Origin of the sequence: Rhizobium sp. IBUN, assembly GCF_000510625.1 — a bacterium.
Taxonomy (GTDB): domain Bacteria; phylum Pseudomonadota; class Alphaproteobacteria; order Rhizobiales; family Rhizobiaceae; genus Rhizobium; species Rhizobium altiplani.
The window spans coordinates 1-24658 of the sequence record NZ_AZNV01000050.1; the positions used below are offsets into that span (position 1 = coordinate 1).

General features: G+C 57.7%; 26 protein-coding genes and 1 pseudogene. 18 read left to right on the forward strand and 9 right to left on the reverse strand.

Going from position 1 to position 24658, the window contains the following annotated elements:
- The 5 genes and pseudogenes from RHIBUN_RS34225 to pmtA all read left to right on the forward strand — a co-directional run.
- Nucleotides 1-287, forward strand: a 287-nt coding sequence (locus tag RHIBUN_RS34225) for a transposase (RefSeq protein WP_037217711.1), incomplete at its 5' end; no start/stop codon positions are given.
- A gap of 39 nt (nucleotides 288-326) precedes the next feature.
- A pseudogene (locus RHIBUN_RS0128690) lies at nucleotides 327-611 on the forward strand (EamA family transporter); the annotation flags it as partial.
- Between the two features lie 399 nt (nucleotides 612-1010).
- Nucleotides 1011-1364, forward strand: a complete 354-nt coding sequence (locus RHIBUN_RS0128695) for a hypothetical protein (protein ID WP_051420122.1) — start codon at nucleotides 1011-1013, stop codon at nucleotides 1362-1364.
- 505 nt (nucleotides 1365-1869) lie between these two features.
- The gene (panD, locus tag RHIBUN_RS0128700) at nucleotides 1870-2325 is read left to right on the forward strand and encodes an aspartate 1-decarboxylase (RefSeq protein ID WP_025662241.1); all 456 of its coding nucleotides are present in this window, start codon (nucleotides 1870-1872) and stop codon (nucleotides 2323-2325) included.
- A gap of 77 nt (nucleotides 2326-2402) precedes the next feature.
- The gene (pmtA, locus tag RHIBUN_RS0128705; RefSeq protein WP_025662242.1) at nucleotides 2403-2993 is read left to right on the forward strand and encodes a phospholipid N-methyltransferase PmtA; all 591 of its coding nucleotides are present in this window, start codon (nucleotides 2403-2405) and stop codon (nucleotides 2991-2993) included.
- Between the two features lie 95 nt (nucleotides 2994-3088).
- Here the strand turns inward: pmtA and RHIBUN_RS0128710 are convergent, their stop codons facing one another.
- Entirely contained in the window at nucleotides 3089-3421 is a 333-nt protein-coding gene (locus RHIBUN_RS0128710) for a DUF982 domain-containing protein (RefSeq protein ID WP_025662243.1), read from the reverse strand.
- A 1047-nt stretch (nucleotides 3422-4468) separates the two neighbouring features.
- Here RHIBUN_RS0128710 and RHIBUN_RS0128725 point away from each other — a divergent pair.
- Nucleotides 4469-4741, forward strand: coding sequence for a hypothetical protein (locus tag RHIBUN_RS0128725; RefSeq protein ID WP_018855691.1), 273 nt, complete (start codon nucleotides 4469-4471; stop codon nucleotides 4739-4741).
- Between the two features lie 372 nt (nucleotides 4742-5113).
- Here RHIBUN_RS0128725 and RHIBUN_RS0128730 read toward each other — a convergent pair whose 3' ends face one another.
- Nucleotides 5114-5650 carry an Lrp/AsnC family transcriptional regulator gene (locus tag RHIBUN_RS0128730; protein WP_025662244.1) on the reverse strand — a complete coding sequence of 179 codons (537 nt, stop codon included), beginning with the start codon at nucleotides 5648-5650 and terminating at the stop codon, nucleotides 5114-5116.
- Nucleotides 5651-5751: 101 nt separating this feature from the next.
- Between RHIBUN_RS0128730 and RHIBUN_RS0128735 the strand changes: the two genes are divergently transcribed.
- The 4 genes from RHIBUN_RS0128735 (at nucleotide 5752) to RHIBUN_RS0128750 (ending at nucleotide 9618) form a co-directional block, all read left to right on the forward strand.
- The gene (locus tag RHIBUN_RS0128735; protein WP_025662245.1) at nucleotides 5752-7251 is read left to right on the forward strand and encodes an aminotransferase class V-fold PLP-dependent enzyme; all 1500 of its coding nucleotides are present in this window, start codon (nucleotides 5752-5754) and stop codon (nucleotides 7249-7251) included.
- On the forward strand, nucleotides 7238-8116 hold the full coding sequence (locus RHIBUN_RS0128740) for an MBL fold metallo-hydrolase (RefSeq protein WP_025662246.1): 879 nt from the start codon (nucleotides 7238-7240) through the stop codon (nucleotides 8114-8116). The genes RHIBUN_RS0128735 and RHIBUN_RS0128740 overlap by 14 nt, the downstream gene beginning before the upstream one ends.
- Nucleotides 8085-8903: a sulfite exporter TauE/SafE family protein gene (locus tag RHIBUN_RS0128745; protein ID WP_051420123.1), complete on the forward strand. Its 819-nt coding sequence runs from the start codon at nucleotides 8085-8087 to the stop codon at nucleotides 8901-8903. The genes RHIBUN_RS0128740 and RHIBUN_RS0128745 overlap by 32 nt, the downstream gene beginning before the upstream one ends.
- 472 nt (nucleotides 8904-9375) lie before the next feature.
- The gene (locus RHIBUN_RS0128750) at nucleotides 9376-9618 is read left to right on the forward strand and encodes a DUF982 domain-containing protein (RefSeq protein WP_025662248.1); all 243 of its coding nucleotides are present in this window, start codon (nucleotides 9376-9378) and stop codon (nucleotides 9616-9618) included.
- Between the two features lie 140 nt (nucleotides 9619-9758).
- Here the strand turns inward: RHIBUN_RS0128750 and RHIBUN_RS0128755 are convergent, their stop codons facing one another.
- Nucleotides 9759-10247, reverse strand: coding sequence for an SRPBCC family protein (locus tag RHIBUN_RS0128755; RefSeq protein ID WP_025662249.1), 489 nt, complete (start codon nucleotides 10245-10247; stop codon nucleotides 9759-9761).
- Nucleotides 10247-10582, reverse strand: coding sequence for a metalloregulator ArsR/SmtB family transcription factor (locus RHIBUN_RS0128760; RefSeq protein WP_025662250.1), 336 nt, complete (start codon nucleotides 10580-10582; stop codon nucleotides 10247-10249). Before RHIBUN_RS0128760 ends, RHIBUN_RS0128755 begins: the two co-directional genes overlap by 1 nt.
- Nucleotides 10583-10728: 146 nt before the next feature.
- Between RHIBUN_RS0128760 and RHIBUN_RS0128765 the strand changes: the two genes are divergently transcribed.
- Entirely contained in the window at nucleotides 10729-11370 is a 642-nt protein-coding gene (locus RHIBUN_RS0128765; protein ID WP_025662251.1) for a dihydrofolate reductase family protein, read from the forward strand.
- Between the two features lie 160 nt (nucleotides 11371-11530).
- Here the strand turns inward: RHIBUN_RS0128765 and RHIBUN_RS0128770 are convergent, their stop codons facing one another.
- Both RHIBUN_RS0128770 and RHIBUN_RS0128780 read right to left on the reverse strand, forming a co-directional pair.
- Complete coding sequence (locus RHIBUN_RS0128770) at nucleotides 11531-12535, reverse strand: DUF4105 domain-containing protein (RefSeq protein ID WP_025662252.1); 1005 nt, start codon at nucleotides 12533-12535, stop codon at nucleotides 11531-11533.
- Nucleotides 12536-12900: 365 nt separating this feature from the next.
- Nucleotides 12901-13983 (reverse strand): LacI family DNA-binding transcriptional regulator, encoded by a 1083-nt coding sequence (locus tag RHIBUN_RS0128780; protein WP_025662253.1) that lies wholly within the window; start codon nucleotides 13981-13983, stop codon nucleotides 12901-12903.
- Nucleotides 13984-14232: 249 nt separating this feature from the next.
- Here RHIBUN_RS0128780 and RHIBUN_RS0128785 point away from each other — a divergent pair, with 249 nt between their 5' ends.
- The 7 genes from RHIBUN_RS0128785 (at nucleotide 14233) to RHIBUN_RS0128815 (ending at nucleotide 21340) form a co-directional block, all read left to right on the forward strand.
- Nucleotides 14233-15207: an autoinducer 2 ABC transporter substrate-binding protein gene (locus tag RHIBUN_RS0128785; protein WP_025662254.1), complete on the forward strand. Its 975-nt coding sequence runs from the start codon at nucleotides 14233-14235 to the stop codon at nucleotides 15205-15207.
- 114 nt (nucleotides 15208-15321) lie between these two features.
- Nucleotides 15322-16812, forward strand: coding sequence for a sugar ABC transporter ATP-binding protein (locus RHIBUN_RS0128790; protein WP_025662255.1), 1491 nt, complete (start codon nucleotides 15322-15324; stop codon nucleotides 16810-16812).
- Nucleotides 16805-17821: an ABC transporter permease gene (locus tag RHIBUN_RS0128795; protein WP_025662256.1), complete on the forward strand. Its 1017-nt coding sequence runs from the start codon at nucleotides 16805-16807 to the stop codon at nucleotides 17819-17821. The genes RHIBUN_RS0128790 and RHIBUN_RS0128795 overlap by 8 nt, the downstream gene beginning before the upstream one ends.
- Nucleotides 17818-18813, forward strand: a complete 996-nt coding sequence (locus RHIBUN_RS0128800; protein ID WP_025662257.1) for an ABC transporter permease — start codon at nucleotides 17818-17820, stop codon at nucleotides 18811-18813. The genes RHIBUN_RS0128795 and RHIBUN_RS0128800 overlap by 4 nt, the downstream gene beginning before the upstream one ends.
- A 2-nt stretch (nucleotides 18814-18815) precedes the next feature.
- Complete coding sequence (locus RHIBUN_RS0128805; protein WP_025662258.1) at nucleotides 18816-19664, forward strand: sugar phosphate isomerase/epimerase; 849 nt, start codon at nucleotides 18816-18818, stop codon at nucleotides 19662-19664.
- A 69-nt stretch (nucleotides 19665-19733) separates the two neighbouring features.
- Nucleotides 19734-20381 carry a nucleoside/nucleotide kinase family protein gene (locus RHIBUN_RS0128810; RefSeq protein WP_025662259.1) on the forward strand — a complete coding sequence of 216 codons (648 nt, stop codon included), beginning with the start codon at nucleotides 19734-19736 and terminating at the stop codon, nucleotides 20379-20381.
- A gap of 89 nt (nucleotides 20382-20470) precedes the next feature.
- Nucleotides 20471-21340, forward strand: a complete 870-nt coding sequence (locus tag RHIBUN_RS0128815; RefSeq protein ID WP_025662260.1) for a sugar phosphate isomerase/epimerase family protein — start codon at nucleotides 20471-20473, stop codon at nucleotides 21338-21340.
- Nucleotides 21341-21527: 187 nt separating this feature from the next.
- On the opposite strand, the gene RHIBUN_RS0128820 is transcribed toward RHIBUN_RS0128815, so the two are convergent.
- From RHIBUN_RS0128820 to RHIBUN_RS34915, 3 genes are read right to left on the reverse strand one after another with little or no spacing between them, the layout of a single operon-like run.
- Nucleotides 21528-22211 (reverse strand): hypothetical protein, encoded by a 684-nt coding sequence (locus RHIBUN_RS0128820; protein WP_025662261.1) that lies wholly within the window; start codon nucleotides 22209-22211, stop codon nucleotides 21528-21530.
- Entirely contained in the window at nucleotides 22208-23383 is a 1176-nt protein-coding gene (locus RHIBUN_RS0128825) for a hypothetical protein (protein WP_198021195.1), read from the reverse strand. The genes RHIBUN_RS0128820 and RHIBUN_RS0128825 overlap by 4 nt, the downstream gene beginning before the upstream one ends.
- Nucleotides 23334-23750: a thermonuclease family protein gene (locus tag RHIBUN_RS34915; RefSeq protein WP_025662263.1), complete on the reverse strand. Its 417-nt coding sequence runs from the start codon at nucleotides 23748-23750 to the stop codon at nucleotides 23334-23336. Before RHIBUN_RS34915 ends, RHIBUN_RS0128825 begins: the two co-directional genes overlap by 50 nt.
- Nucleotides 23751-24658 lie beyond the last annotated feature (908 nt).

Here is a 24658-nt window from a genome sequence, read left to right on the forward strand (position 1 = left end):
CCATCAAGTTGATCCTCGACAATCATTCCGCACACATCTCGAAAGAAACCAGAGCCTGGCTCGATAAACGACCGGCAGGCCGCTTCGAATTTACCTTCACGCCCAAACACGGCTCCTGGCTCAACCTGATCGAGGGCTTCTTCTCCAAGTTCGCCCGCTCCGTCCTGCGCCACATCCGGGTGACCTCAAAACACGAGCTCAAGGAACGCATTATGGCCGGTATCGACGACATCAATCGTCATCCCGTCATCCACACATGGTCATATAAGCTCGCCGAGGCTGCTTGATATGATTCGAACCACGAAAACGCGCTACTAGTTGGCGCTGTCCTTACATTTTGGTGGCCAGTTCTACACGGGTGGCCGAGCCATTTGGACACAATTGCCTGGCTAGCAGGGCTGGGTGCGATCCATACGGGTCTTGCCTATGTCGTAATGTTTGCCGGGTTTGCTCGCCTAAGCACCGGTCGAACTGCCGCACTGCAGTTTGTATATCCCATGACGGCTTTTGTGATCGATTGGAAAATCTATGGCCATTCGCTTTCACTCGTTCAAATGTCCGGACTTGCTTTGATGGGTATTGCAATCTGGTCTGTCAAAAGCAGCCGCTAGGTCGAGAGTTCGGTTGGAGCTTGCATCGTTTCGACATCGGGATGCGGCGGAGCGGTGGATCACGGCTCACAGCAGGCAGGAGAGGGTAGTTGCGATCACACGCAGCTAATACTCCGCTCGCGTCACAGAGCCTGCGTTCGGAATCGCCCCACTCGGACCGGAACTCATGCTGGAATACCCCCCGCTCTCCACCGCGAACGGGCAGATGCTGCCGGAAGCCCTTTCTCGGTTCGTCGACAGCTTAGAGGGTGGCGAAAACCTCTAGTCGGGGTGGAACAGGCTTTTACCCCCGGCTCGTCCAACCGGATCCCAAAACTCTTGCACACAGGGTACGGGAATTGTTCGTTCTCCATCTTGGGCGTAAAATGCGATGTTCTGAACGATCGGGGGGAGGGTCAGATGACCGCGTCGTCGTTCACAATGATAGCTGCAACCATCCTCATCGGTGCAATGTCGAGTATTTCTTCCGACGCGCACGACGCCGAATCCGGCTGGACCTACCCTCCAGCTTGCTGCAGGGGGCGTGGCCAGGGTGGCGACTGCGATGCTATTCCGCGCGAACGCGTTCGAAAGATGCGCGGTGGCTTCTCAATTATCCTGCATCCGGGCGACCACTTCCTCGCCAAACGACCACACATGTTTTTCGTGCCCTACGGCGACGAGTTACCTTCGGGAGACGGGGAGTTTCATGTCTGTCTTCACCCTAACGAAGATTACCTCAACTGCTTCTTCGCACCGCCCCAGAGCATCTAGCAAAGCGCGCCTTGGCTTGCTGAGGGAGGGCACCCGAGCCTCATGGTGGTCGGGTGCGTTCATCCTTCGAGACCTCGAAGAACAAATCCTTCAAGAGCCCTCTGGATGGCTTCCTTGGCCTTCCCTGAATTTGCGACAGGTGGATCAATAGTGGCGGCCCAGTTACGCAGGGGCTTGCACATGTCTCGATGAGGGCGTGAGGCGAGGTCAACGATCAACGATCAACGCTCGCGCGAACGGAAAGTGTTTCGAGTTGCTGAGCGGCAAGCAAACTGGCGCCCGCCGACTAGGCGTCGTTGGCATGCGCAATAATTGCCTAACCGTACCCAAACGACATATTCTGGCCTGTTAACGACGCCTCCAATCCGATAGCACCCACTTAATTAGCTGGTTGGAAGTTATTTCTTGAGTCTCTGACGCGAGCCTCCAATTTCCGACGGCTGCTTTACAGTGCCGGACAGCCGACAGCGGTCGGAGCGGGCAAGACCGATAGCGAAGGGGCAAAATGCGAAAATTGGTGGCCGGGAAGCTCCATGGGATCCATGTGACTGAGGCAAATCTCAATTACCACGGATCGATCACACTCGACCCCGCTCACTGCGAAGAGGCCGGGATCCTTCCGATGGAGTTTGTGGAAATCTGGAACAAGAACTCCGGCGCCCGCATCTCCACATACGTCATTTTAGGTGTGCGCGGATCCAGATGCTGTGTCCTAAACGGTGCCGCCGCCCGCACATGCCAGCCCGGGGACCAGATTATCATCTGCAATTCGATCTATCTCGCCGAGCACAAGATCACGGAACTTAAGCCCAAGGTTCTTACCTTTGACGCCGAAAACAACGTCGTCGACAGGCTGACCTACTCGGTATCGTGCGACGAAGACAATCGTTACCGGTTCGAAATTCTTGACGACAACGCGAAGCCCCTCTCGGTGCCACAGCTCGTGTCCGGCGCCTCCTAAAGATTTTCACAAGCGCATTTTGGCCTCGCAGCTGACGGCTCGTGATGAGGCTTCGTAACGAATGAAGGGACAGTTGAATGAGTATGCGGAAGCGTGTCGGACTTAAGTTCAGGGATGAAATTGCTTTCTTAAAGGGCTGGAAACGTGATCGAACTTCTGTCGGTGCAATTGCGCCGACCTCCACCGTGACAGCTAGAAAGATGGCTAGCGTTGTGCATCTCGGTTCTGGGCTACCCGTACTTGAACTCGGTCCAGGCACAGGCGTGATTACCAAAGCAATTCTGGCACGCGGCATCGCACCACAAAACCTTACCTCCATCGAGTACTCGCCAGAGTTCTGTCAGCATCTGCGAAGTCTTTTCCCACAGGTCGATATTCGATGCGGCGACGCTTTTGCACTCGACCTAACGCTGGGTGAGAAACGAGCCGCCAAGTTTGATTGCGTCATCTCCGCCATCCCGCTTTTGCACCTGCCTGTGGATCGGAGGCTGGCACTCGTCCTCGATCTGTTGGAACGCGTTCCCGTCGGGAGACCGGTTGTTCAAATAACCTACGGCCTATTGTCTCCGGTCGTGGCACTTCCCGCCGGCCACGAGGTGCGCCATTTGGCGTTCATGGTACGAAATATTCCTCCGGCCCAGCTTTGGATTTACCGGAAGATTCCGTAGGCTTATGGCGTTGTCCGGCGATTTATTGCGTGGAGGGATAGCGTGCACGGAGCAACGGAGCGTACCGTCGGGGCAAAGCCGATCGTGGTTTAATCTTATGCGGAATGAACCCCTTTCACTAACGAAACGCCGCCTTCCACAACTGAAGACTGCTCGTCGCAGATTGTTGGCACGACGGTGATGACCGGTATATTTGCTTCTGCGGCAGCACGAATCAACGCGATCCGTGCCTCGTTCACCGAGCAGGTGCCAAGGTGCGCATCCAGGCAAATTTTCGCAGCCGTCAGGTATTCCTCACCGTCAAAGGAGGGCCAGGCGGCAATAAGAACTTCAGCCATTTGCCGAAGCGAACGGATCTGCCTGTATTTTTGTTGACCATGGAACACGAGGATCAGTGGAGCGAAACTATCGGATTTGTGCCAGTTCATTACACCCAGCCTCCCAACCGCAAATTATATTAGAGACCATGCAATTGCTGTTCCGACAGGCCCGGGGAGCGGCATATATCCGAGAGGAGCAAAGATCGACGTAACCATGTAACTCGGCTTTTGCGGTATACGCGGCTCGACGCTAGACTAATCATCTACTTTCCTCCTTAGGAGGTCGGAAGGTCGGCAGGCGCTTCCCCACCGTTGCATCGACAAATGGATAGTCGAGACAGCACCAGCAAGATGGCTGGCGGCTAGAAGCAAATCTCTGGCAGCAAGAAGCAATAGTTGAAGGGGCGATCCGGCACCAGGTTTCGACCTCTTGCGCTTTGTTCAAAGCCGAAAAGTTGGCGCGCCAGACCGCGGTTGGCAAGAAGGGCCTGCTTATGATTGTCAGCCAACTTGACGAACACGGCGGTCACCTCTTCGAGATTGGATCGCGGCGTCGAACAGGGCCGAAAACGCAGCTTCCATGTGCTCCTGACAAAGCCGGAAACGGTCTGCGTTGCCTTCGGAAGATCGGGGCACCTCCACTCTCTTCGCGAAGAGAATTGGGTCGGTCAGCGCGTCGTCAAGGTTACCGTGGCGGGTTGGTCTGTCCAATGGAGACACTAAGGCATCGGACAGCAGCCTCTTCCGTGGCGGGCATAGAGGAAGGCTGGTATTATCTGACCTTGTCGTTGCGGGGTCCGGAGGACAGTGCGTTGAAAGATCCGAAATCGAAGGACCTTGGCGAACCGGGCGACGATCCTGCCTATCGCCCGATCGGATTCAGGGCGATAGCCGCCGCGTTCAGCGTTCGCCGACCATCCGCTTCGTCTCGGAACGATATCGAAGTCCCCTCGGCTGGATCCTTCCTGCCATCTGGATTTCATTCGCCACCAGACGACTGATCCTGCGGGTGGCTTTCATAACGAACTCTGCGACGTGGAACTCCGTCATCCCACCGCCACCAATTCACAACCCAGCAAAAACAGGGCACAGTAGCTTTGCGCGATGGACCGCGGCCCTTGATCCGGCCGCCGTCGTCGTCGCAGGGAGGATGCCATGCCGACGATTATTGGCTATCACAACATCACAAAGGGCGCGAAACACTGGCTCACCTCACCAAAGCGGGAGGAGTTTTTTGGTCCGCTCGGGGTTACCAACATCCGAACGTTTGTTGATCCTCAGGATCCGACTCGCGTGGCGTTGATGATGGACGTTGCGGATATGGATGGCTTGCAGGCGGCGATGCAGAGCAAGGCCGCCGCTGATGCGATGGCCTTCGACGGGGTGGTGCCGGAGTCTCTGGTGATCCTCGTCGAATCGAAGGGGTAATCGCTTCGCCTGAATAGGCTCTCCTTCGGTGCCGTTTCAACTTCGCTCACCGCCGGACGTCCAACCGACGGCTGGCGGACGCCGCCGTTCTGGCAACGCCTTGTCCCTACCCGCGGCGGGCGAGACAGCCCAGGGTGTGCGAGTGAGTTTGGCGAGACCCGGGACGGGCGGGGAGGTTGGGCGGCACCTTCCTGCCGCTTTCTGCAAGGCGGTCGGCGTCGAAGGAGAAGCAGGGTGAGCCTGCGTCGCTGCCTTGCCCCGCAAAATGGAGGTCCTTTTGCGGTCGAAAATGTTGATCGTTTTCTTCCTCCACGGGGATGTTTGCGGTGCGAAAGCAACACCGGCGGAAGAAGTCAGTCCGTTGCCGAGGCACTAGAGGCGGTCACGCGTCGGGGTCACTTTCGGCGGGGTGGATCCCGGGGCCTTGGAGGTCAGTTTTCTCAACTCGACCGGCCGATTGTTGATGATCGCTTCCATGGAAAAGAAGCCTGTCACCGTTGCAAGGTCGAAGTTCGTGATCAGTTTCTGATAAAATGCGTCGTAGCCGGACATGCCTTTGGTGATGACCTTGATCAGATAGTCCCAATCCCCGCCGATCCGATAAAAGTCGATTACCTCCGGCAGGCCCTCGACATGCGCGCGGAATCCTTCGCTCCATTCCTTCGAATGGTGGCGCGTCCGGATCATCACGAAAACGGTGAGGTCTAACCCCAGCGCCTGGAGATCGATATCGCAGTGTGCGCCTTTGATCAGGCCGATGGAATGAAGACGTTGCAGTCGCCGCCAGCAGGCATTTTGAGACAAGCCGATCTTCTCCGCGAGATCGCGCTGCGAGAGATTGGCATCGTGCTGCATCGCACTCAGTATCTTCATATCAAAATCGTCAATTTTTGTAGCTTCTTCGTTCATATGATACGTCTTTTACAGAAATTAGCGAAAATTAGGTGACTTTTTTGAGCCTGAAGGAGGATACGATCGGTGTCAACGCCCCGAGGCGAAGGAGAACGATCGTGGACTTTGCACAACCTGCGGCACGACAGACTGAATCCCCAATTTCCAGATTTCGCCGAAGTTTGAAACGCAACGGCCTCGTGGACAACCTCCGGGAAGGGCTGGTCGGATCGCATGCGACGATCGACGGGCCGTACGGGGCGAAGGAACTGGTCTATGCAGACTACGTTGCATCCGGTCGCGCGCTCCACCAAATCGAGCGTTTCATCCTGGAAGACATCCTTCCCTACTATGCCAACAGTCACACGGAGGCTTCCTACTGCGGAGGGTTCATGACCCGTATGCGCCGGGAAGCACGCGCGATGATCGGGGAATTCTGTGGGGCGAGTGAACAACATGCAGTAATTTTCACGGGCTCAGGCGCGACGTCTGGCATCAATCGCCTCGTCAAGCTCTATGGCATTGCCGAGGCGGTTTCGGCTGGTAAGCACGTTCGCATTGTTGTCGGCCCTTACGAGCATCACTCGAACATCCTGCCCTGGCGGGAAAGTGGTGCCGAGGTTGTCGAGATAGCCGAGAGTCCATCGGGCGGACCTGACCTGTCGCTGCTGACAGATGCGCTCAAGCACGGTAACGCCGATTTGGTGGTGTGCGCGCTGTCCGCTGCCTCAAACATCACCGGCATCACCAGCGACGTCGCGGCGATTACTGCGATGGTCAAGGCTGCTGGCGCAAAGATGATTTGGGACTATGCGGGGGCCGGTCCCTATGTGCCGATTTCCATGTCACCTGCCGCCGATGCGGAAATCGACGCGATCGTTGTTTCGCCGCACAAGTTCATCGGTGGCCCAGGTGCCTCCGGAATCCTGATCCTTCGGCGCGACGGGCTTTCGACGAAGAAACCGACCTGGCCGGGTGGTGGCACGGTGAAGTTCGTCTCGCCGCAGACGCATGATTATAGCGACAGTCTCGAATCGCGCGAAGAAGCCGGTACACCGAATGTGGTCGGTGATATCCGTGCGGCCCTCGCATTCATCGTCAAGGATGCGATCGGGGCTGATGCGATGACGATACGCAATCGCGAGCTTGCACGACGTGCACTCCAAGCCTGGAAGGACGTCCCGCAACTGGAGTTGCTCGGTCTGTCCAATGCCGATCGGCTGCCGATTTTCTCCTTCAGAGTGAGAAACGGGAAGGGCGGCTACGTCCACCAGCAACTGGTGACGCGAATGCTCAGTGACCGCTTCGGAATCCAGGCGCGCGGTGGCTGCGCTTGTGCAGGGCCTTATGTCCACCGACTGCTGTCGATCGATGAACAGCAGTCCGAGGAGATCAGACAGGCCATTCTCTCGGGAGACGAACTAAAGAAGCCCGGCTTTGTCCGGCTGAACTTTAGTGTGCTGCTACCGGACGAGAAGGTGCAGTTCATTCTCGATTCAGTGGCAACAATCGCAACTGACGCGACGACCTTCGAAAAGGATTACGACGTCGATCCGAGCCGGGCGATCTTCTTTGCGCGTGGAGCAGCACCGGAGGGCAGCCCCCATGCAAAAACCTGAGGTCGCCGGATTTTACGACCCGCGCACTGGCAGTATCCAGTATGTCGTCTCGTGCCCCAAAACGCGAAACTGCGCCATCATCGACCCGGTGCTGGATTTCGACGAGAAGTCCGGCACGACCGCTTCGACAAATGCGACCATCATCCTCGATTATATCGAGGACAACGACCTGAAGCTTGAGTGGATCTTGGACACTCATCCTCATGCGGATCACTTCTCGGCAGCCAGTTATCTCAAGGCAAAAACCGGAGCGCCAACGGCGATCGGGGAGCATGTGACGGCAGTGCAGCAGATCTGGAAAGATATCTACAACTGGCATGATTTCGCATGCGACGGTTCGCAATGGGATCGGCTCTTTCGTGATGGTGACACATTCAACATCGGCGAGCTCGAGGTCCGCGTCATGCATTCGCCCGGCCATACCCTGGCGTCGATCACCTACGTCGTGGGCGACGCAGCCTTCATCCATGATACACTGTTCATGCCCGATGGCGGCTCCGCCCGCGCTGACTTTCCAGGCGGCAGCGCAGCCAGCCTGTGGCAGTCAATCCAGGATATCCTGAGCCTGCCGGAGGAGACACGCCTCTTCACCGGCCATGACTACATGCCGCAAGGACGTCAGGCACTTTGGGAAAGCTCGGTTGCAGAGCAGCGTAGGAAGAACCCGCATGTCGCAGGCCAATCGCGACGTGACTTCATCGGCTTGCGGGAAGCCCGCGACAGGATCCTGCCCATGCCAAAGCTTATCTTGCACGCGCTGCAGGTGAATATACGGGGAGGGGAACTGCCTCCGATCGAGGAGAACGGCCGTCGTTATCTAAAAATTCCCCTCGATGCATTGTCGGGATCGGCGTGGGGCGCGTAACAACGTGGATGGCAGTCTCTCGCAACTCATGCTTGCTCTCGGCTCAGGATCGTTGATCGGCTGTATTCTCGGTTTGATTGGCGGAGGCGGATCAATCCTCGCCACACCGCTGCTGGTGTATGTTGTCGGAATGCGCGATGTGCACACCGCGATTGGCACAGGGGCTCTCGCTGTTTCGGCCAATGCCTATCTCAATCTGGCCGGCCATGCGGTGAAGGGTCATGTCTGGTGGCGATGCGCCTTGATCTTTGCGATCGCCGGATGTCTCGGTGCCTACATGGGTTCCAGTCTGGGGAAGCTCATCGACGGCAAAAATTTGCTCTTCATGTTTGGCCTCATGATGATGCTCGTCAGTTTCATGATGCGAGGGACGAGGAACCGAGCGGATGTTACCGAGCAGTCGCTGACGATACGGACACACGGAAAGACAAGCCTGATTGCGCTTTTTGCCGGCGGATGTTCCGGCCTTTTCGGAATAGGGGGCGGTTTCCTTATTGTGCCCGGTCTCCTCGTCGCAACGGGAATGCCTCTCATAAACGCGATTGGAACCTCGCTGCTCGCGGTCGGCACCTTCGGATTGGCGACGGCCCTGAACTATGCCGCGTCGGGCTTTGTCGATTGGCTTACTGCGGGCTATTTCATTCTAGGTGGCATCGGTGGCGGTATCATCGGCACGATTGCCGCCACGCGACTGGCGAACTACAGGAACATCCTCGCGCAGGTCTTCAGGTGGGTGATATTTTGCGTCAGTCTGTATGTTCTCTGGCGAAGCTACGCGGCATTCTAGCGACGAACAACCAAGACACGACGACAGTTGAATGCAAAGGCGGCAACGCCGGATGACTGCTCACGGGCCAGAACTCACTCTGGACGGGCGCGAGAACTTGCTAGCTGGCACGCGCTAAGGCGTTCCTCCCGCAGCGCCATCCCGACAACCGACGCGTGGGCAGTTTCCGGTGGCAGCAGACGATCCACCGCCTATCAACAGGATAACCACAGCCTAACCAATTCAACAGGCAGGATTCTCTCTCCTTTTGAACCACTGCTACCTGGACCACGTAGGGAGAAGACCGGGAACAGGTTAGTATCTGCTGATCATTGGATGGGGCTGGGTAGCACACGAGGCGTGGGCGGTCGGCGACACTTTCTAGTCGACTGTCCGCGCGCTCGCGGCAGCATCTCGTGACCGCTCTAGGGGTCACGGAACTCTTCCACGAATTGCACGTTTGCCCGTCGCTAGAGCCAGTTGGGAGATCGTCATGTCAATCGTCAAGTGGGAGAAGCCCATTCAAATCTCAGTGGGCTCGCGAGGCAGCGAATTCGTATCGAGCGCCTTCGATGCCGTCCTGTTTCTGAAAGATAGCTGGGAGGACTGTGAAACGGTGTCCTTCCTCCAGGCGCGAAATGCCTGCCGGGGCGCCCTTGCCGGTCGCGTCGACGCCGAAGTAGCGCGTGCAAAGTTTCTGGAAGCAGTAACCGCGGCCAAGATGCGCGTGCACTAGCAAAGGATTGACGTGAGGAATCTCCCGTCAAACAGGCCTTCCTTGGCCGATTTCCTTCCGGGCCCATTGCGGTCATTGTCTCCGGGCAAAGCTTGTAGCAGCCTAAGTCAATGGCGATCTAGGGCTGATAGGCCAAACGCTCAGCGGTCGAGCCAGGCTGCCAGGCCATCGAGGGTTTGCAGTCCGTATTCGACTGCGCCAAAACCGATGACGATCCGACGCCGTACGGGGCTGGGGTGGAGCTGGCGCAAGGTCAGCACTGTTTTGCCGTCGGCTTGCTCATCGAAAGTCACCGTGACGCGGAAACGGTCGGGATCGTCCGGGTCGGGTGTGCCATAGTCCATCACGATCCGCTCGTTCGGCACGATCTCCAGAAAGCGCATCAGATTCGGGAAGCGCTGCTCCTGGTCCTCGAACACGCCCACCATGTCGAACCGCCAGAGCCCACCCTCACGGATATCGGCCTCATGGCTCTCGATCCTAAGGCCGGCCGGACCGTACCATTCGGCAAGCGCCGCGGGGTCCATCCAGGCAGCAAAGACCTTGTCACGCGAGTGATTGAGCAGCTTCACCAGCACAATTTCCCGGTCAAGCGACCAGGTGTCAAACAGGGTTGCCATGGTCTTCATCAATCATCCTCTCCCGCTTTGTCCAGATAGACCTCCAGACGATCCAACCGCTCGGTCCAGCGCCTGCGCTCCGCTATCATCCAGTCCGCCGCCTCGTCGAAGCGCGCCTGTACCAAACGGCACCAGCGGCTGCGCCCGCGCTTCTCGCTGGCAATCAGTCCGCAATCTTCCAGTACTTTGAGGTGCTGGGCGAAGGAGGGCAGCGCCATGTCGAATGGCTCGGCCAGAACGCTGACCGGCACCTCGCCATCAGCCAGCCGTGATACAACCGCGCGACGCGTCGGATCGCTGAGAGCATGAAAGGCAAGGTCGAGTGGGGTCGAATGATAGGGCATGCGAATTGTTATGACGCATCGGAGTGGTGGTCAAGGACAATAAGGCACTTGCCTTAGTATAATGATCAATTATAAAGGCATCTGCCTTAGTATCGATGCCCTGGCTTGGGGCGGCTAGGGTGCAACCACTCGCAAGGAGAGCTCCCATGGCAGTTCGTGTCGATCTCATGATCTCGCTCGATGGTTTCGCGACCACGACGGATCAAACGCCAGAAGTCCCGTTCGGGGAGGACTGGCCGCGCCTGGTCGGCGCATATGTGGCAACGCGAGCTTTCCGTGAGCGCGTGCTCAAGGATACCAGCGGAGCCGGGACCATCGGCGTCGATGACGACTACGCGAAGGAATATTTCGCCAACGTGGGCGCCGAGATCATGGGCGCCGGCATGTTCGGGCTCCACAACTTCCCCGACGATCCGAACTGGTGTGGTTGGTGGGGCGAGGAACCGCCCTTCCGAGTTCCGGTCTTCGTTCTCACACATAAGCCTCGCCCCTCCATAGAGATGGCTGGCGGTACCACTTTCCATTTCCTCAATACCACTCCGGTTGATGCGCTCCAGCAGGCTAATGCGGCGGCGCGCGGCAAGGATGTGCGGATCGGCGGTGGGCCGACTGTTGTTCGTGACTTTCTGAGAGCAGGTTTTGTCGATCGCCTTCATGTCGCAATTGCGCCGATCCTGCTCGGTCGCGGCGTCCGCTTATGGGACGATCTGCGCGGCTTGGAGACTGGCTACGCAGTCAAAGCTGAAACGGCGCCAAGCGGAACCATCCATCTTACCTTCCAACGCTGACCGCCAGCCTGTAACTTGGGAGATCGCGGCCTCACGCATTCTTCCCAAGCCAGGAGTGTTGTCTCGCTGGCCAACCTGCGTCACCGCGACGTGAAGCTCTTCCTCTTCTCGAGGTTTCGGCAGCTTCAAGGCGCGATCGAAACAATGGCACGTCTCTCGCTTATTGCGGATCGGCCGGCGGTGGCGAAGGTACGCCGACGCGTATCGACTTTGAGAAGCGCGGCGACAATGCGTCGACCCGCGCCCGCTGGTCAATATGAGCGGCGGCCCTAAGTTCAGCGAGCGACGCTGACATATCCAACGCCCCATGATCGTAGGCGTAGTCCGGTAGATAGCCATTGACGATGAGACGCCAGTCGAAGGGAACTGTGCCTCCAACCACGCGCATCATCTTGACGACCGTCGTCGTGCAATTGCTCGTAAGCGAGTTGTAGAATGCCGGCGTCGCGGCAAGGGCATTGGCGTCGGCAACATACTCGCGCAGGAGCGCACGTGCCTGTTCCGGGGATGCTTTCAGGCGGTAGATTTGCACATCTTCGCGACGCACGTTCGAGCGGACGCCCACAACATCCCGCTCGTCTGCTGCGATGATCACCAGGGGATTGCTTTTGAACAAATCGGCGACGGGCGAGAATGCACCTCCAACCCGGCGACGGACTTCGATCGACCACGCAAGCTGCTCGCCATCTTCAAAACCAAAGCTGAAAATCACGTGGGCAATCTCTGGCCCGGCCCAATAGGACATGAACAGGTCGATCGTCCGAAGCTTGCTCATGTCGTAGGTGCGCGTCGTCCAGCGCTCGAGGAAGTCAGTACTGCCATGCCACTCGAAATCCCGCACATTTGTCAGTGTCAGCAGGTCGCCGTTGAATTCGCCTGTGACCTGTCGAGCGACATCGGGTGCCCAGGATGCATTCTTGAGAGGCTGGATCGTATTCCACCAGATCAGGACAATTGCGATCGCCGCTGTGAATGCGAAGATGGCTTTGAAACGCCACGGGCCAAACAATGTCGTGATTGTGAATACCCCAAAAAGAGAGAATAGCCCCGCAGCAAAGCCTCTGGCCAACTCCGAAACGGGCAGGCGATACCACAATGCGAGTGAGGCCCATGTAACGGCTATCGCGATGAGAACAGTGAAAATCGCCCACCCTGAACGACGCAATTTAGTCTCCTCCCGTTTCAATTGGTGCAGAAAATCTCGCTGCAGCACACTAGCCGGCGAGATCAACAAGACGCCACAAAGAGCTTATTGCGACCGCAATTCGTACAGGTCTTACCACATGCTACGGTATTCGTTTGTTCAAATGCTTTCTGTTATGGGCACCGTGCGAGACGTTGCATCGCCTGGTAGCGAGGTCGTCCATCTCAGTGCATTAGCCCCATGGCGGCAATTGTCGCAAGCCAGCCACGGCCGTTGCATACTTTTCTCGAACGGCGGCTTCGCACCAAACGTTGCCTTTGAAGGCGGCACCCATCCGCAAAGCGTGGCGATTTCCCACCTCCCACGGATCGAGACGTTTCACCACGTCATCGACGCGCGAGGTCATGTACCGCAATCGGATCCTTCAAAGCGTCGAGCGGCCCTTCCAACGCAGTTCGCGGCGGAACCAACTGTGGCTCGATCATCACGAGCTGTGGGTTCGTGTCCTGCTCTTCTAAAAGCTCGAAGCCTCTTTCGAGCATATCAGCTGTGTTCGGCCTGATCATATAGACAGGAAACGGCAAAAATGAACCAAACGGGTCATAGTCGAAACATCCGACCACGATATCTTCGAAAGCTACCCCGCCGTGGCGGCTCATGAAGCGCAGCAACCCCTCGAAATTTATGGACGAGTTAATGAAGAAGCAGCGCGGCAGCCTGCCATGGCGTTCGAAGAACCGCTCGAAGGCAAGCTGTGTCATGCCCGGCGAGTATCCCGTGGTCTCGATATCGCCCTCGGTATCCACTCCAAAAATAGATCGCTTCACCGCATGAAAGCCCAGGATGCGATCGCGGCTGGCATGGTCGTCGCGGCCGCCAAACATGAATACGTCCTCAGCACCGAGTGGCCCCATTCCTTCAGCGTGGCGGATAATTGCCGAGGTCAGCGCTTCTGCACCCCGTCGGTTGTCCGAGATCACCGACGGTGCGTACTTCCCGGGAAGGTCGATATTCACGTGCGGCAATCCCGCACGGGCGCACACCTGATGGACGCCGTCCGGATCAGTGGCGCCTGCGATAAATAGCGAATCAATCGAATACGCGATCAACGACTCTACGGTGCGCCGTTCTTCCTCAGGATCGCGCCGGCCGGAGACCACCACCGGCAGTAAACCGCGCTTGCGTGCCTGCGCCTCGAAGGTCTGAGCCATCGAGGAAAAGAAGCGGGTGTCGTAAACAGGCAAGAGCAGTCCGGCCAGTCCCGAGCGGGAACTTCTCAACGCCCGAGCCTGGCGATTGGCGGTGTAACGATGCGCTTTTGCGAGCGACAGGATCTTTTCGGCTGTTTCTTCCGATATCCGCCGCTTCCGCCACGTGCCATTGAGGACGGAGGCTACCGTCGAGGCGGTTACGCCCGAGATCACCGAAAGATCGTAAATTGTTGCTTTCTTTTGCTCTTTTTCCGTCATCCGCAGACTCCTCCACCGCTCCGTTTCTCTAGATCAATGGTCCTCTTGACGAAAGTCCGTTCCGTGTTAATGTTATTGCACCATCGATGGTGCTCAATTGCAAGAGCGATTGTGCGCGATGGCAAGTCACTTAGAGGAGGTGACAGGGAGGAGGTTCCGATGGTCGGAGCCGAAACGTTCAACGCGGGAGCGCTACCGTTCCTGTGAACGGATCTTGCTTGTCAGCACTATTGGAGGAGGAAAGATCCAATGAGAAAAATGCTCGCCGCGACGCTTGGTCTGTCGCTCGTACTTCTGGCATCCACCGCCTTCGCTGGTCCGAAGATCGGCGTCGTCGTTAAAATCGGCGGCATACCGTGGTTCAATGCCATGGAAGCTGGGATCAAGGAACAAAGTGCCAAGCTCGGCGTCGAAGGCTTTATGGTTGGGCCGACCAGTGCAGACCCGGCACTCCAGGTCCGCGCCATCGAAGATCTGATCGCGCAGAAGGTTGATTATATCGGCGTGGTGCCGAATGACGCGAAGGTACTGGAGCCGGTTCTCAAGAAGGCGCAGGAGGCCGGCATCAAGGTCATCACGCATGAATCGCCCAAGCAGGTCGGTGCCGACTGGGATTTTGAACTCGCTTCGGCCAAGGGCTTCGGCGAAGCACATGGCAAGCTCCTCGCCGAGAAGATGGGCGGCAAGGGCTCCTATGCGGTGTTCGTCGGCTCCTTGACCGTTCCGCTGCACAACGCTTGGGCCGACGCGGCGATCGCCTATATCAAGGCCAACTATCCCGACATGAAGCTGGTGGGCGACCGCTATGGTGTTGCCGAAGACGTCGACAAAAGCCGCTCGACCGCTCTCGACCTTATGGCGGCCAACGCCGATCTCACGGGCTTCCTGGCATTCGGCTCGCAGGGGCCGATTGGCGCAGGTCGCGCGGTGGAAGAGCGCCGCAAGGACGGAAAGGTATTCGTCATCGGTCCGTTCTCTCCAGGGCAGGGAGCAAAGCTCATCAAATCAGGTGCTTTGACGGGCGGCTTCATGTGGAACCCGAAGCAGGCTGGCGAGGTCTTCGTGACGCTTGCCGACCGAATTTCCAAGGGCGAGACGCCGAAGGCTGGCGACGACATTGAGGGCCTTGGAAAGATCAATCCCGAGGGCAACACCATCATCGTCGACCAACTGCTGGCCATCAACAAGGACAGCATCGACAAGCTCGTTGGCATGGGCCTTTAATCCTCCCGGGACCCACGCCCTGAGGTCGCGGGGACATATTCCCCGCGACCTCTTACGGACAATGTAAAACCTGGGGCCGACCGCTGAAGCAGCGGTTGAACAGGAGGATATTCCATGAGCGTCGAACCGCTGCTTTCACTCAAGAACATCAAGGTCACCTTTGGCGGCGTACGCGCGCTGAAGGGTGTGTCCTTCGAGGTCAACCCCGGAGAAGTCCACTGTCTCGCTGGCGAGAACGGATGCGGCAAGAGCACGCTCATCAAGGTGATTACCGGCGTCTACAAACCACAGGACGGTGCTGAATTCTATTTCGACGGCAACCCGATCTCGGCCATGACACCCACTCTGGCGCAATCGCTCGGGATTCAGGTGATCTGGCAAGACTTGGCGCTATTCGGCGAAATGAGCGTCGCCGAAAACATAGGCTTCCAGTACGCAGTCAACGGCAAATATGGGCTTGTCGACAAGCGTGCCATCGAGGACGCGGCTGAAAAGGCACTCGCCCGCCTTGGGGTGAGCATCGACATTCATCTCCCCCTCAAGGAGTTGCCGATCGCGCAGCGCCAGATCGTTGCGATAGCGCGCGCCCTTGTGGGCGAAGCCCGGCTCGTCTTCATGGATGAGCCGACGGCGTCGCTGACCCAATCGGAAACCGACTATCTCATTGACATCGTCCGCAACCTTTCCGCTTCAGGAGTGGCGGTGGTCTTCGTGTCGCACCGTCTCGCGGAAGTCCTCGAAATATCCGACCGAATGACCGTGCTTCGCGACGGGGCGCTCGTTGGTGTCTTCCCAGTCGAGGAGATGACGCAGTCACGAGTAACCGAACTGATGACCGGCAGGAACTTCGACAGTTCCGTTATCGCTACCGATCACGACAACGAGGCGGTCGTGCTCTCCGTGCGGGGACTGACGCGAGCCGGCGAGTTCGAGGATATTTCGTTCGATCTTCGCCGAGGAGAGACGCTCGGGATCACCGGCCTTCTCGGAGCAGGGCGCACCGAGCTAGCTCTTACGCTCTTTGGGATGCACCGTCCACAGGCGGGCGAGGTCACCATCGAAGGTGAGCGGGTCAGGTTCGGTTCCAATCGAGACGCCATTCGTGCTGGTGTTGCCTACCTTTCGGAAGACCGCTTGTCGCTTGGCCTCAATCAGCCACAGTCGATCGCCGACAACCTTGTTATGGCATCGCTTGATAAGCTACTGTCCGGCGGGATGATCTCGCCAACCAAGAAGGCGAGCGTTGTCAGCCATTGGATCTCGGCGCTCGGCGTCAAGATTGGAACGCCAGACGACCCCATCCGGACTTTGTCTGGCGGCAACCAACAACGCGTGGCAATCGCCAAGTGGCTCGCGATCGGCCCGAAGATCCTCATCCTGGACGCCCCAACCGTAGGCGTCGACGTCGGCGCGCGAGCGGGCATCTTCGACATTGTGCGCAAGCTTGCGGCTCAGGGGCTGGCGATCATTCTGATCTCCGACGAGCCGCCCGAGGTCTACTTCAATGCCGACCGCATCATTCACATGGTCGAGGGCAAGATCCACGCGACCTATGATCCGCGACAGTTGTCGCTCAGCGAACTGGAGTCTGCCGTCTATGCGTAGGCTTATCCTTGGACACACAACCGAATTCACACTTCTGGCGGTCATGGTCGTGCTTTGCATCGGGCTGTCTTTTGGCACCGACCGTTTTCTTACGATCTCGAACGCTTTTGATGTGCTGAACGTCTCGGCCGTCAACATCATCTTTGCCGTCGGACTTCTAGTCGTCTTGATTTCTGGCGGGATAGACATCTCCTTCGCCGTTGCCGCATCGGTGGTCCAATACGTCACGGCGCTTGCGCTTGGCGCGCTGCGTGGCGGCAACTGGGCTGAAGGCTTCATCATCGCGGGGGCCGTTGGGGCCGGCCTCGGGCTGATCAATGCCGCATTGGTCTACCGGCTTCACATCATCTCGATCGTAGCGACGATCTCGACCTTCAACATCTTCTTCGGACTGCTGATGTTCTTCACCAAGGGCGTGTCGATCTACGATCTGCCGGAATGGCTGACGACGCGCGTCGTGTTCTTTGAACACGAGATGGCCGATGGATCGTGGGTCGAACTCACACTTCCGGTGGTGGTGATGATCCTCTGCTGCTTTGCGACCTGGTTTATGATCTCGAGGACGACGATCGGCCGACAGCTTTACGCTTTCGGAGACAATCCCGAAGGAGCACGTCGCTTCGGGATCAACATCGGCGCAATGCACTACATCTCGTTTGGATGGCTTGGCCTGATGGCTGGCATCGCCGGCCTGATGCAGGCTCACTACGCCGAGGAAGTTGTTCCGAATGCGCTTTATGGTCGCGAACTCGACGTCCTCGCCGCCACGGTTCTCGGTGGTGCGCGGCTGGGTGGTGGTAAGGGATCCGTTATTGGCTGCGTCCTCGGGGTCTTGATGGTTTCGATCACGCAGAACGGGCTCAACCTGATGGGCGTGTCGCCCTTCGCGTTCAAGATGATCGTCGGCGCAATCATCCTCATCGCCATCACGCTCTCTTCCGCGCGCATCGACAAGCTTCTGCCATTCCTCGCGAAAAGCAACGCCAAAAGGGGGAGCTCGCACTCATGAAAGCCATCGCTCAAAAGTTCAACGCCACCTTCGGCGCGGATATGACCGGCCCGGCGATCGCATTCTTAGCGGTGATGGTGATCTTCGGACTGGCCGCCAACAACTTCATTTCGGCGGCAACCTTCGGATCGGTGGCATTCCAGCTTCCCGAACTCGGACTTCTGACGCTTGCGATGCTGCTGCCACTTTTGACGGGCGGGATCAACCTCTCGGTGACGTTCACCGCAAACCTATCTGGACTGGCCGCGGCCTGGGTCATGCAATCGTACGGCGGCGTAGATGCCTCGCCGACGGCATTCCTGCTGGGCGTCCTTGCTGCGCTGGCGACCGGCGGCGCCGCAGGCCTCATGACCGGCGCTGCCATTGCCTACACGCGGGCCCACCCGATCCTTGTCACGCTGTCGATGATGATCTTCTTGCGCGGGCTTGGCGAGTTCCTCACGCGAGGCGGCGACGTGTCCGGGTTTCCGAGCTTCATCGCTCCTATCGGACACGGGTCGCTCTTCGGATTTCCTATTCCGCTCCTGATTTTCATAGCCTGCGTCGGGATCTGGCAGCTTCTGCTGACGCGCTTCAAGCTCGGCTTCGGCCTGCTGATGATCGGTTCAAACATCGAGGCGGCTCGATACTCCGGCCTGAATACGCGTCGCATACTGGTGCTGGTCTACACGCTGTCGGGTCTGATGTGCGCCGTCGCAGGTGTGATAATGCTCGCCCGCTTCAACTCGGTCCGCGTCGGCCACGGCGAGTCCTATCTGCTGATCACCGTGCTCGCCGCGTTTCTCGGCGGCATCGACCCGTTCGGCGGTTTCGGTCGCGTATTGCCGGTCTTTGTCGCTCTCATCGTGCTCCAGCTCCTTTCGTCGGGTCTGAACCTGATGGGTGCAAACCAGCATCTGGCAACGGCGCTCTGGGGCGTGCTGATGATCGTCGTCATGGCCGCAAGAACTATCGTTTCAACTTACATCGCATCACGCAGAAAGAAGGGATGACCGTGCAAGGTTTCGGAATTCACGCGAGCATGTGGACTATGAACTGGGACCGCGCAGGCGCGGAGCGGGCCATTGCCGGTGCTAAAAAGTACAAGATGGAATTTATCGAAATTCCACTCGCTGACGCGCCGTCGGTCGATGCCAAGCACACTCGCGACCTTTTGGAAAAACATGGCCTGCGTGCAGCATGCTCGCTCGTACTGCCGGAAGCGGCATGGGCCTCGGCAAGGCCGGACGCCGCTATCCGGCACCTGAAGGTGGCGATAGACAAGGCGGCCGAGATGGGCGCCGAGGCACTTACGGGCGTCACCTACGGCGGTACCAACGAACGCACTGGAGCTCCTCCGACACAGGCGGAGTACGACAACGTCACGCGTGCGCTCGAGGCGGCCGCGAAGCATGCCAAATCCCAGGGCATCCAGTTCGGCGTTGAAGCCGTGAACAGGTACGAAAACCATCTGGTCAACTCGGCAGAACAAGCCGTGGCTTTGGTCGAACGCATCGGTGTGGACAACGTGTTCGTCCATCTCGACACGTTCCACATGAACATCGAGGAGAAGGGGGCCGCAAACGGCATCCTGGCCGCGCGCGATCACCTCAAATACATGCATCTTTCGGAAAGCGATCGAGGAACCCCCGGTGCAGGCAACGTGCCTTGGGATCCGATCTTCGCCGCTTTGTCGGCGATCGGCTTCAAGGGCGCGCTTACCCTGGAGAGTTTCGTCAGCATGCCGCCGGAGATGGCTGGCGACATATCGACCTGGCGGCCGGTTGCGCGTGACGAGGAGGAAGTCATGGGCAATGGCCTCTCTTTCCTGCTCAACAAAGCCGCACAATACCAACTGGCATGACCTCGCAACGGTGAGCGCCCCCAACGGCGTTGGTAGCGGAAAGTGCGAAGTGGCAATGGGAGGAAATCCTTGAGCAAGATTGAACGAAACGCGCGGGAGATCGCGAAGATCGCGGCGCAACGCTTCAACGAAAGCAACGGTCGGAGAGTTCTGATAGCCGTAGCGGGCGCACCCGGTTCAGGTAAATCCACGCTCGCGGAGCGTGCCGTCGAGATTATCAACAAGGATCATCACCTCAACGCAGCCCTGTTTCCGATGGACGGATACCACTATGACGATGTCGTCCTGGAGCAGATGGGGCGCCGGCCTTACAAGGGGGCAATCGACACCTTCGATGCTCATGGTCTGCGTCATATGCTCAAGCGCTTGAAGGACAACGAGGACGACGTCGTTGCCGTTCCGGTATTCGACCGCTCTATCGAGATCGCGCGGGCTGGCGGCAATCTAATTCCCCGGTCGACGAACATCATTGTCTGCGAAGGCAACTACCTGCTGGCGCGCCAGTCGCCCTGGGACAAGTTGAAGGAGATTTTCGACTTCACCGTATTCGTCGACGTGGACGAGGATCACCTGCGGCAGAGACTTCAGAACCGCTGGCGGAGCTACGGCCTCGATCCGACGGAGATCAAACGGAAGGTCGAAGAGAACGATCTGCCGAACGGACTTGCGATCGTAGCGGGAAGCGCAGAGCCCGACCTCCGCATCGAGAACAACTGATCAGTGAAGGTCGACCGGAGGTAGCTGCGGTCCGCCACTACCAACCCCGCCAGGGAAATTCGGCGGGATCTACTACATTGGAGACCCCTATGAAACACGGAATTTACTACTCTTACTGGGAACACGAGTGGAGCGCAAAATTCGGCCCCTACGTCGAGAAGGTAGCCAAACTCGGCTTCGACGTCATCGAGGTAGCTGCACACCATATCAATGAATACAGCGACGCCGAACTGGCAGAAATCAGACGGGCTGCAACGGACAATAACATCGTCCTCACGGCCGGGATCGGTCCTTCGAAATCCAAGAACCTTTCATCACCGGACATTGCGGTGCGCCAGGCGGGAAAGGCATTCTTCGAGCAAACGCTTACAAACGTCGCAAAGCTTGACATCAAGACGATCGGCGGCGCGCTGCATTCCTATTGGCCGGTGGACTACTCGAAGCCAGTCGACAAGGAGGGCGACCGGGCTCGCGGGGTCGAGGGTATTCATGGCATTGCGGATTTCGCCGCCAACTTGGGAATTAACCTCTGCATCGAAGTCCTGAACCGCTTCGAGAACCACGTTCTCAACACCGCCGCAGAGGGTGTCGCATTCGTGAGGGATGTCGGGAAGCCGAATGTTAAAGTGATGCTCGATACCTTCCACATGAACATCGAGGAGGACAGCTTCGGCGAGGCGATCCGCACCGCCGGCCCGCTGCTCGGACATTTTCATACGGGTGAAAGCAACCGTCGAGTGCCCGGTAAAGGAAGAATTCCTTGGCACGAGGTCGGCCTGGCACTTCGCGAGATCAACTATACCGGCGCTGTGGTCATGGAGCCGTTCGTAAAGACCGGTGGAACGATCGGATCTGATATCAGGGTCTGGCGCGACCTCACCGACGGCGCAGACGAAACGAAAATGGACGAGGATGCTCGAAACTCTCTGGCGTTTTCTCGATTTGTACTCGGCGGCTGATCTTGGCGGTGCGTTAGCCCCTTGGATCACTTTGCAATAGATGCAAGAGGGATCCGAATTGGAGACCTCAGAAGATTGGCGAACTCCGGTCACAAGGGGCCGCCGTGCGGCGTCATCGCCAATTGAAAGGAGCACAAACCAAACACCCTGCGCACGAGCGCAGGGTAGCTTTGAGCATGTCATATGGTTAGACCGCTCCCGGTTTCCACCACACGCATTTGGCAAATAGCGCGTCGAAGTTTTTGATCCTGCTTCGTTGTGCGGGGATCGCTACCCCTTCCCTGGCAAGGTGGACCATATTGGTCGTCACCAGTTGGCTGTTTCCGGTACTCTGATAGCAGAACTGCTCGGTCGGCTTTTGCCCGGCCTTGCCGTCGTTGAAGACCCATCCGGTTATGACGTTTCCCCCGACTGCTTCGACTTCCGAAAAGACCGTCAGGCTCCGTTCGATGGAATCCCCGTCAGCGGTCTTTTGCGGCAGTGCTTGCGGAACTTGCGCAGGGATGCCGTCAAGCTCGACCGCCCCGCCTTCAGCAAGCTTTACCGTCGCGTCTTCGGCCATGCCAACTTTGCCGCCATCGGCTACTACCACTTTCGCGCCATCGGCAAGCGTTACGCTGCCTTTGACTTCGATTGGCGGCATGTTCCTGAATGCTTCAGCCATGGCGGCTTTCAGCAGTTCGGGGTCCGCCTTCTCGTTCTCCGCCTTGATCGCGAGGGCGAAGGCAATCCCGGCGCAGAGAACCAATGCGGATGCGCCGAAAAGATAGTTGCGCAGCGTCGCAGACCTCAAAGCCGATGTACTGGCCCGCGACTCCTGAATGACGGTTTCAGTCAGCCGAATATCGTTCTCGTTGCTGCTAGCGGTCATGGCTTCGTTTCCCGAATTGGCGTGACGTTGTTGTTGCTCATGGTGGCAATGCGCCGAACGTGGTTTTCAAGCGTCGGAGACATGACGACTTCTTTTCGTACCCTCTTTGCTGGCTTCGATGGCGGCGCCTTTGGTATCGGGTGGTATGCGGTCACGACCAGAATTGTGGAGGCAACAGCAATGCCCGCTGCCGTGACCAGGACGAAGAACCGCAAGAACCAATGGACTTCATCGTCGGTAACCGCCGTTGGGTCTTTGCCGAAGACCATCGCCGTAAAGGAATGCAATTGCGATTGAAGAACGGCCTCTCGGCGAACACTCTCCAATTCGGTAATCTTCATTTGTTGATTAGCGATCAGAACATCGCTGTCGGCAATGACCTTGGCGGCTTCGTCGCGGGCCTTGGCGGCCCCGACGCGTTGCTCCTGCACATTGCCGATCTGCCCAATTACCGACGTTCCGGCGTATTCAGGTTGAACCAGCTTCGAGCGGGTCTTGATACATTGGTGGGCTTGCCCCTTCTTATTCCGGCAAGTCCCCACATAATTTTCCTTGACGGTGTAAGCCCTTGGAGCCGCGCCAATGCTTTGAATAGTCGCTCCCAACTCTCCAACTTGCTTATCAAGGCGAGCTACGTCGTCAGCCAGAGGTTTCATGATTGCCGCCTTGGCTTCCTTGTCGGCGACCAGCGTTGCAAGCTCCCCCTTAGCCCGAGCGAGCTCATCAGTCGCACGAACGACGCCGATCAAACGCGGGGAATAGATTTGTTCCGTCACCTGCGACATGGCTTTCGTCGTTATGAAGATGCAGCACACGACGCCAAACCAAGCAATGGCCTTCTTCCAGATCTGCGTATGCGTGCAAATGGCCTTCGCCGTTTGGATACGTGCCGTTTCCGCAAGCGCCATCGAGGCGGCGCCGATGATAGCCAAGGCGTAAAGCGTGGCGTCATTTGAAACGTAACGCCCCGCAAATTCATATGCGGCGAAGAACGACGCAATGATAATCCCGGCTTCGATGCCGTATGCGAAGTACAATTGGATATAGTTGACCCGATAGCCGCTTTCTCGATCACGGCGGGCCTTCCTGTTTATCGGCACTTCTATTTCTCCAAGGGGGTGGTCAATAGTCCAGTTGGGCGGTTGGTCCGCACCAATGCTGAAGGCGTGCAAGCTTCGCCGCTCCGCCTTTCTGATATTTCAGGCCGAGTCCTTCCGACACAAGTTGGGTGGCAACGTTCGTTTTGCCGACATAGACCCGTGCCAGAGTCCGGCCGAAGCGGTCGGTGCCATTACGGCGAATGATGACGGGGCCGCTATCCAGAAGATCCCGCAACCGGTCGGCCGCCTGCATTCCAACGTCCAGCTCGTTGTCGCAATGCGGCTTCCATGTCTCCGGCGTGTCTAGACCCGTAATCCGGATCGTCTCGCCGTTTTGCAGTTCAAAAGTGTCCCCGTCGATAATCCGAAGGTCGGACGCGTTGGCGGTACTCGCGGTCAATGCAGCGACCGCAAGGATGATTGCAGCAAATTTTTTCATTTTTTCGTTGACCTGAATTCTGGATTGTTAGGGCCGCCCTTTGCGGCCAATTGACCGCTCAAGGCATCCGCCCCCCAATCAGCTTATCCGCATGAGAGCCGGCCGAAGGCCGTGACAGCCAGAACTATTGCGATTGCTTTTTCACGGTTCGTTTCTCCCTTTAAAATGCTCTTCGAAAGCTTTGATGGTCCCGTAAGTCTCCACGACACGTGTTTGAACCTTGCGCATCATATCGGAGCCGCGTTCTGGCCATCCGTGGTGCTCGAACATGGCTGCGAAACCGCCGAATCTGGTTTTGGCGATGTGAGCGATGACCTGTGCGTCGCCTCCTGACGCATATCCGGACTTCAACGCTCTGTTTGGTTCACTAGTGGGTTTCATTATTCCAATCCTAACGACGGGACATCGATCCATGTCAGCGGCTGATTTCCGGGCTCCCTCTGGATTCCAAATCTCAGTCGGTTTCTTTGGTTAGGTCTGACCGTCGACGAACTTCCGTCTTGCTCCTTAGTCTGGGGCAATGGATAAATGGGATAAGCAAAAATGAATGGCTTGCTTGCTGATGCCAATTGCTTGCGGTTGGATGCCAAACTGCAGCCGAAATCCCTGCATCTGCTAATCCGGTATCGCGTCAAAGCGGCTGGCGCATGGAACCGGTCGCTACTCGGAAAGTACGAACACAGGCTTGCCACGTGGGCCCGCCGGAATTCTGACGAGCCTTTGCCAATCCAACAACAGCAAGCATGACCAAACGAGCTTGGCTGTGAAAGCCCAGCAGCCAAGCGATCTGCGAAGCTTCCCGATCGCGCACTCGCACAGCATAAACGACCTCAGGGCTCCCCCCGAGGTCGCTCGAAGTCTGTATTACAGGCTTCCAATATCATTCTTGAGCCAGCTGGATAGCATTG

Excerpts from the sequence above, each read along its gene's own strand:
- RHIBUN_RS0128785 (WP_025662254.1), top strand. The coding sequence starts at position 14,233 with ATGAGAAAAATGCTCGCCGCGACGCTTGGTCTGTCGCTCGTACTTCTG.
- RHIBUN_RS0128750 (WP_025662248.1), top strand. The coding sequence starts at position 9,376 with ATGTCAATCGTCAAGTGGGAGAAGCCCATTCAAATCTCAGTGGGCTCG.
- RHIBUN_RS0128745 (WP_051420123.1), top strand. The coding sequence starts at position 8,085 with ATGCATTGTCGGGATCGGCGTGGGGCGCGTAACAACGTGGATGGCAGT.
- RHIBUN_RS0128695 (WP_051420122.1), top strand. The coding sequence starts at position 1,011 with ATGACCGCGTCGTCGTTCACAATGATAGCTGCAACCATCCTCATCGGT.
- RHIBUN_RS0128815 (WP_025662260.1), top strand. The coding sequence starts at position 20,471 with ATGAAACACGGAATTTACTACTCTTACTGGGAACACGAGTGGAGCGCA.
- RHIBUN_RS0128765 (WP_025662251.1), top strand. The coding sequence starts at position 10,729 with ATGGCAGTTCGTGTCGATCTCATGATCTCGCTCGATGGTTTCGCGACC.
- RHIBUN_RS0128760 (WP_025662250.1), bottom strand. The coding sequence starts at position 10,582 with ATGCCCTATCATTCGACCCCACTCGACCTTGCCTTTCATGCTCTCAGC.
- RHIBUN_RS0128820 (WP_025662261.1), bottom strand. The coding sequence starts at position 22,211 with ATGACCGCTAGCAGCAACGAGAACGATATTCGGCTGACTGAAACCGTC.
- RHIBUN_RS0128740 (WP_025662246.1), top strand. The coding sequence starts at position 7,238 with ATGCAAAAACCTGAGGTCGCCGGATTTTACGACCCGCGCACTGGCAGT.
- RHIBUN_RS34915 (WP_025662263.1), bottom strand. The coding sequence starts at position 23,750 with ATGAAAAAATTTGCTGCAATCATCCTTGCGGTCGCTGCATTGACCGCG.
- RHIBUN_RS0128800 (WP_025662257.1), top strand. The coding sequence starts at position 17,818 with ATGAAAGCCATCGCTCAAAAGTTCAACGCCACCTTCGGCGCGGATATG.
- RHIBUN_RS0128730 (WP_025662244.1), bottom strand. The coding sequence starts at position 5,650 with ATGAACGAAGAAGCTACAAAAATTGACGATTTTGATATGAAGATACTG.
- RHIBUN_RS0128755 (WP_025662249.1), bottom strand. The coding sequence starts at position 10,247 with ATGAAGACCATGGCAACCCTGTTTGACACCTGGTCGCTTGACCGGGAA.
- RHIBUN_RS0128710 (WP_025662243.1), bottom strand. The coding sequence starts at position 3,421 with ATGAACTGGCACAAATCCGATAGTTTCGCTCCACTGATCCTCGTGTTC.
- panD (WP_025662241.1), top strand. The coding sequence starts at position 1,870 with ATGCGAAAATTGGTGGCCGGGAAGCTCCATGGGATCCATGTGACTGAG.
- pmtA (WP_025662242.1), top strand. The coding sequence starts at position 2,403 with ATGAGTATGCGGAAGCGTGTCGGACTTAAGTTCAGGGATGAAATTGCT.
- RHIBUN_RS0128725 (WP_018855691.1), top strand. The coding sequence starts at position 4,469 with ATGCCGACGATTATTGGCTATCACAACATCACAAAGGGCGCGAAACAC.
- RHIBUN_RS0128780 (WP_025662253.1), bottom strand. The coding sequence starts at position 13,983 with ATGACGGAAAAAGAGCAAAAGAAAGCAACAATTTACGATCTTTCGGTG.
- RHIBUN_RS0128795 (WP_025662256.1), top strand. The coding sequence starts at position 16,805 with ATGCGTAGGCTTATCCTTGGACACACAACCGAATTCACACTTCTGGCG.
- RHIBUN_RS0128790 (WP_025662255.1), top strand. The coding sequence starts at position 15,322 with ATGAGCGTCGAACCGCTGCTTTCACTCAAGAACATCAAGGTCACCTTT.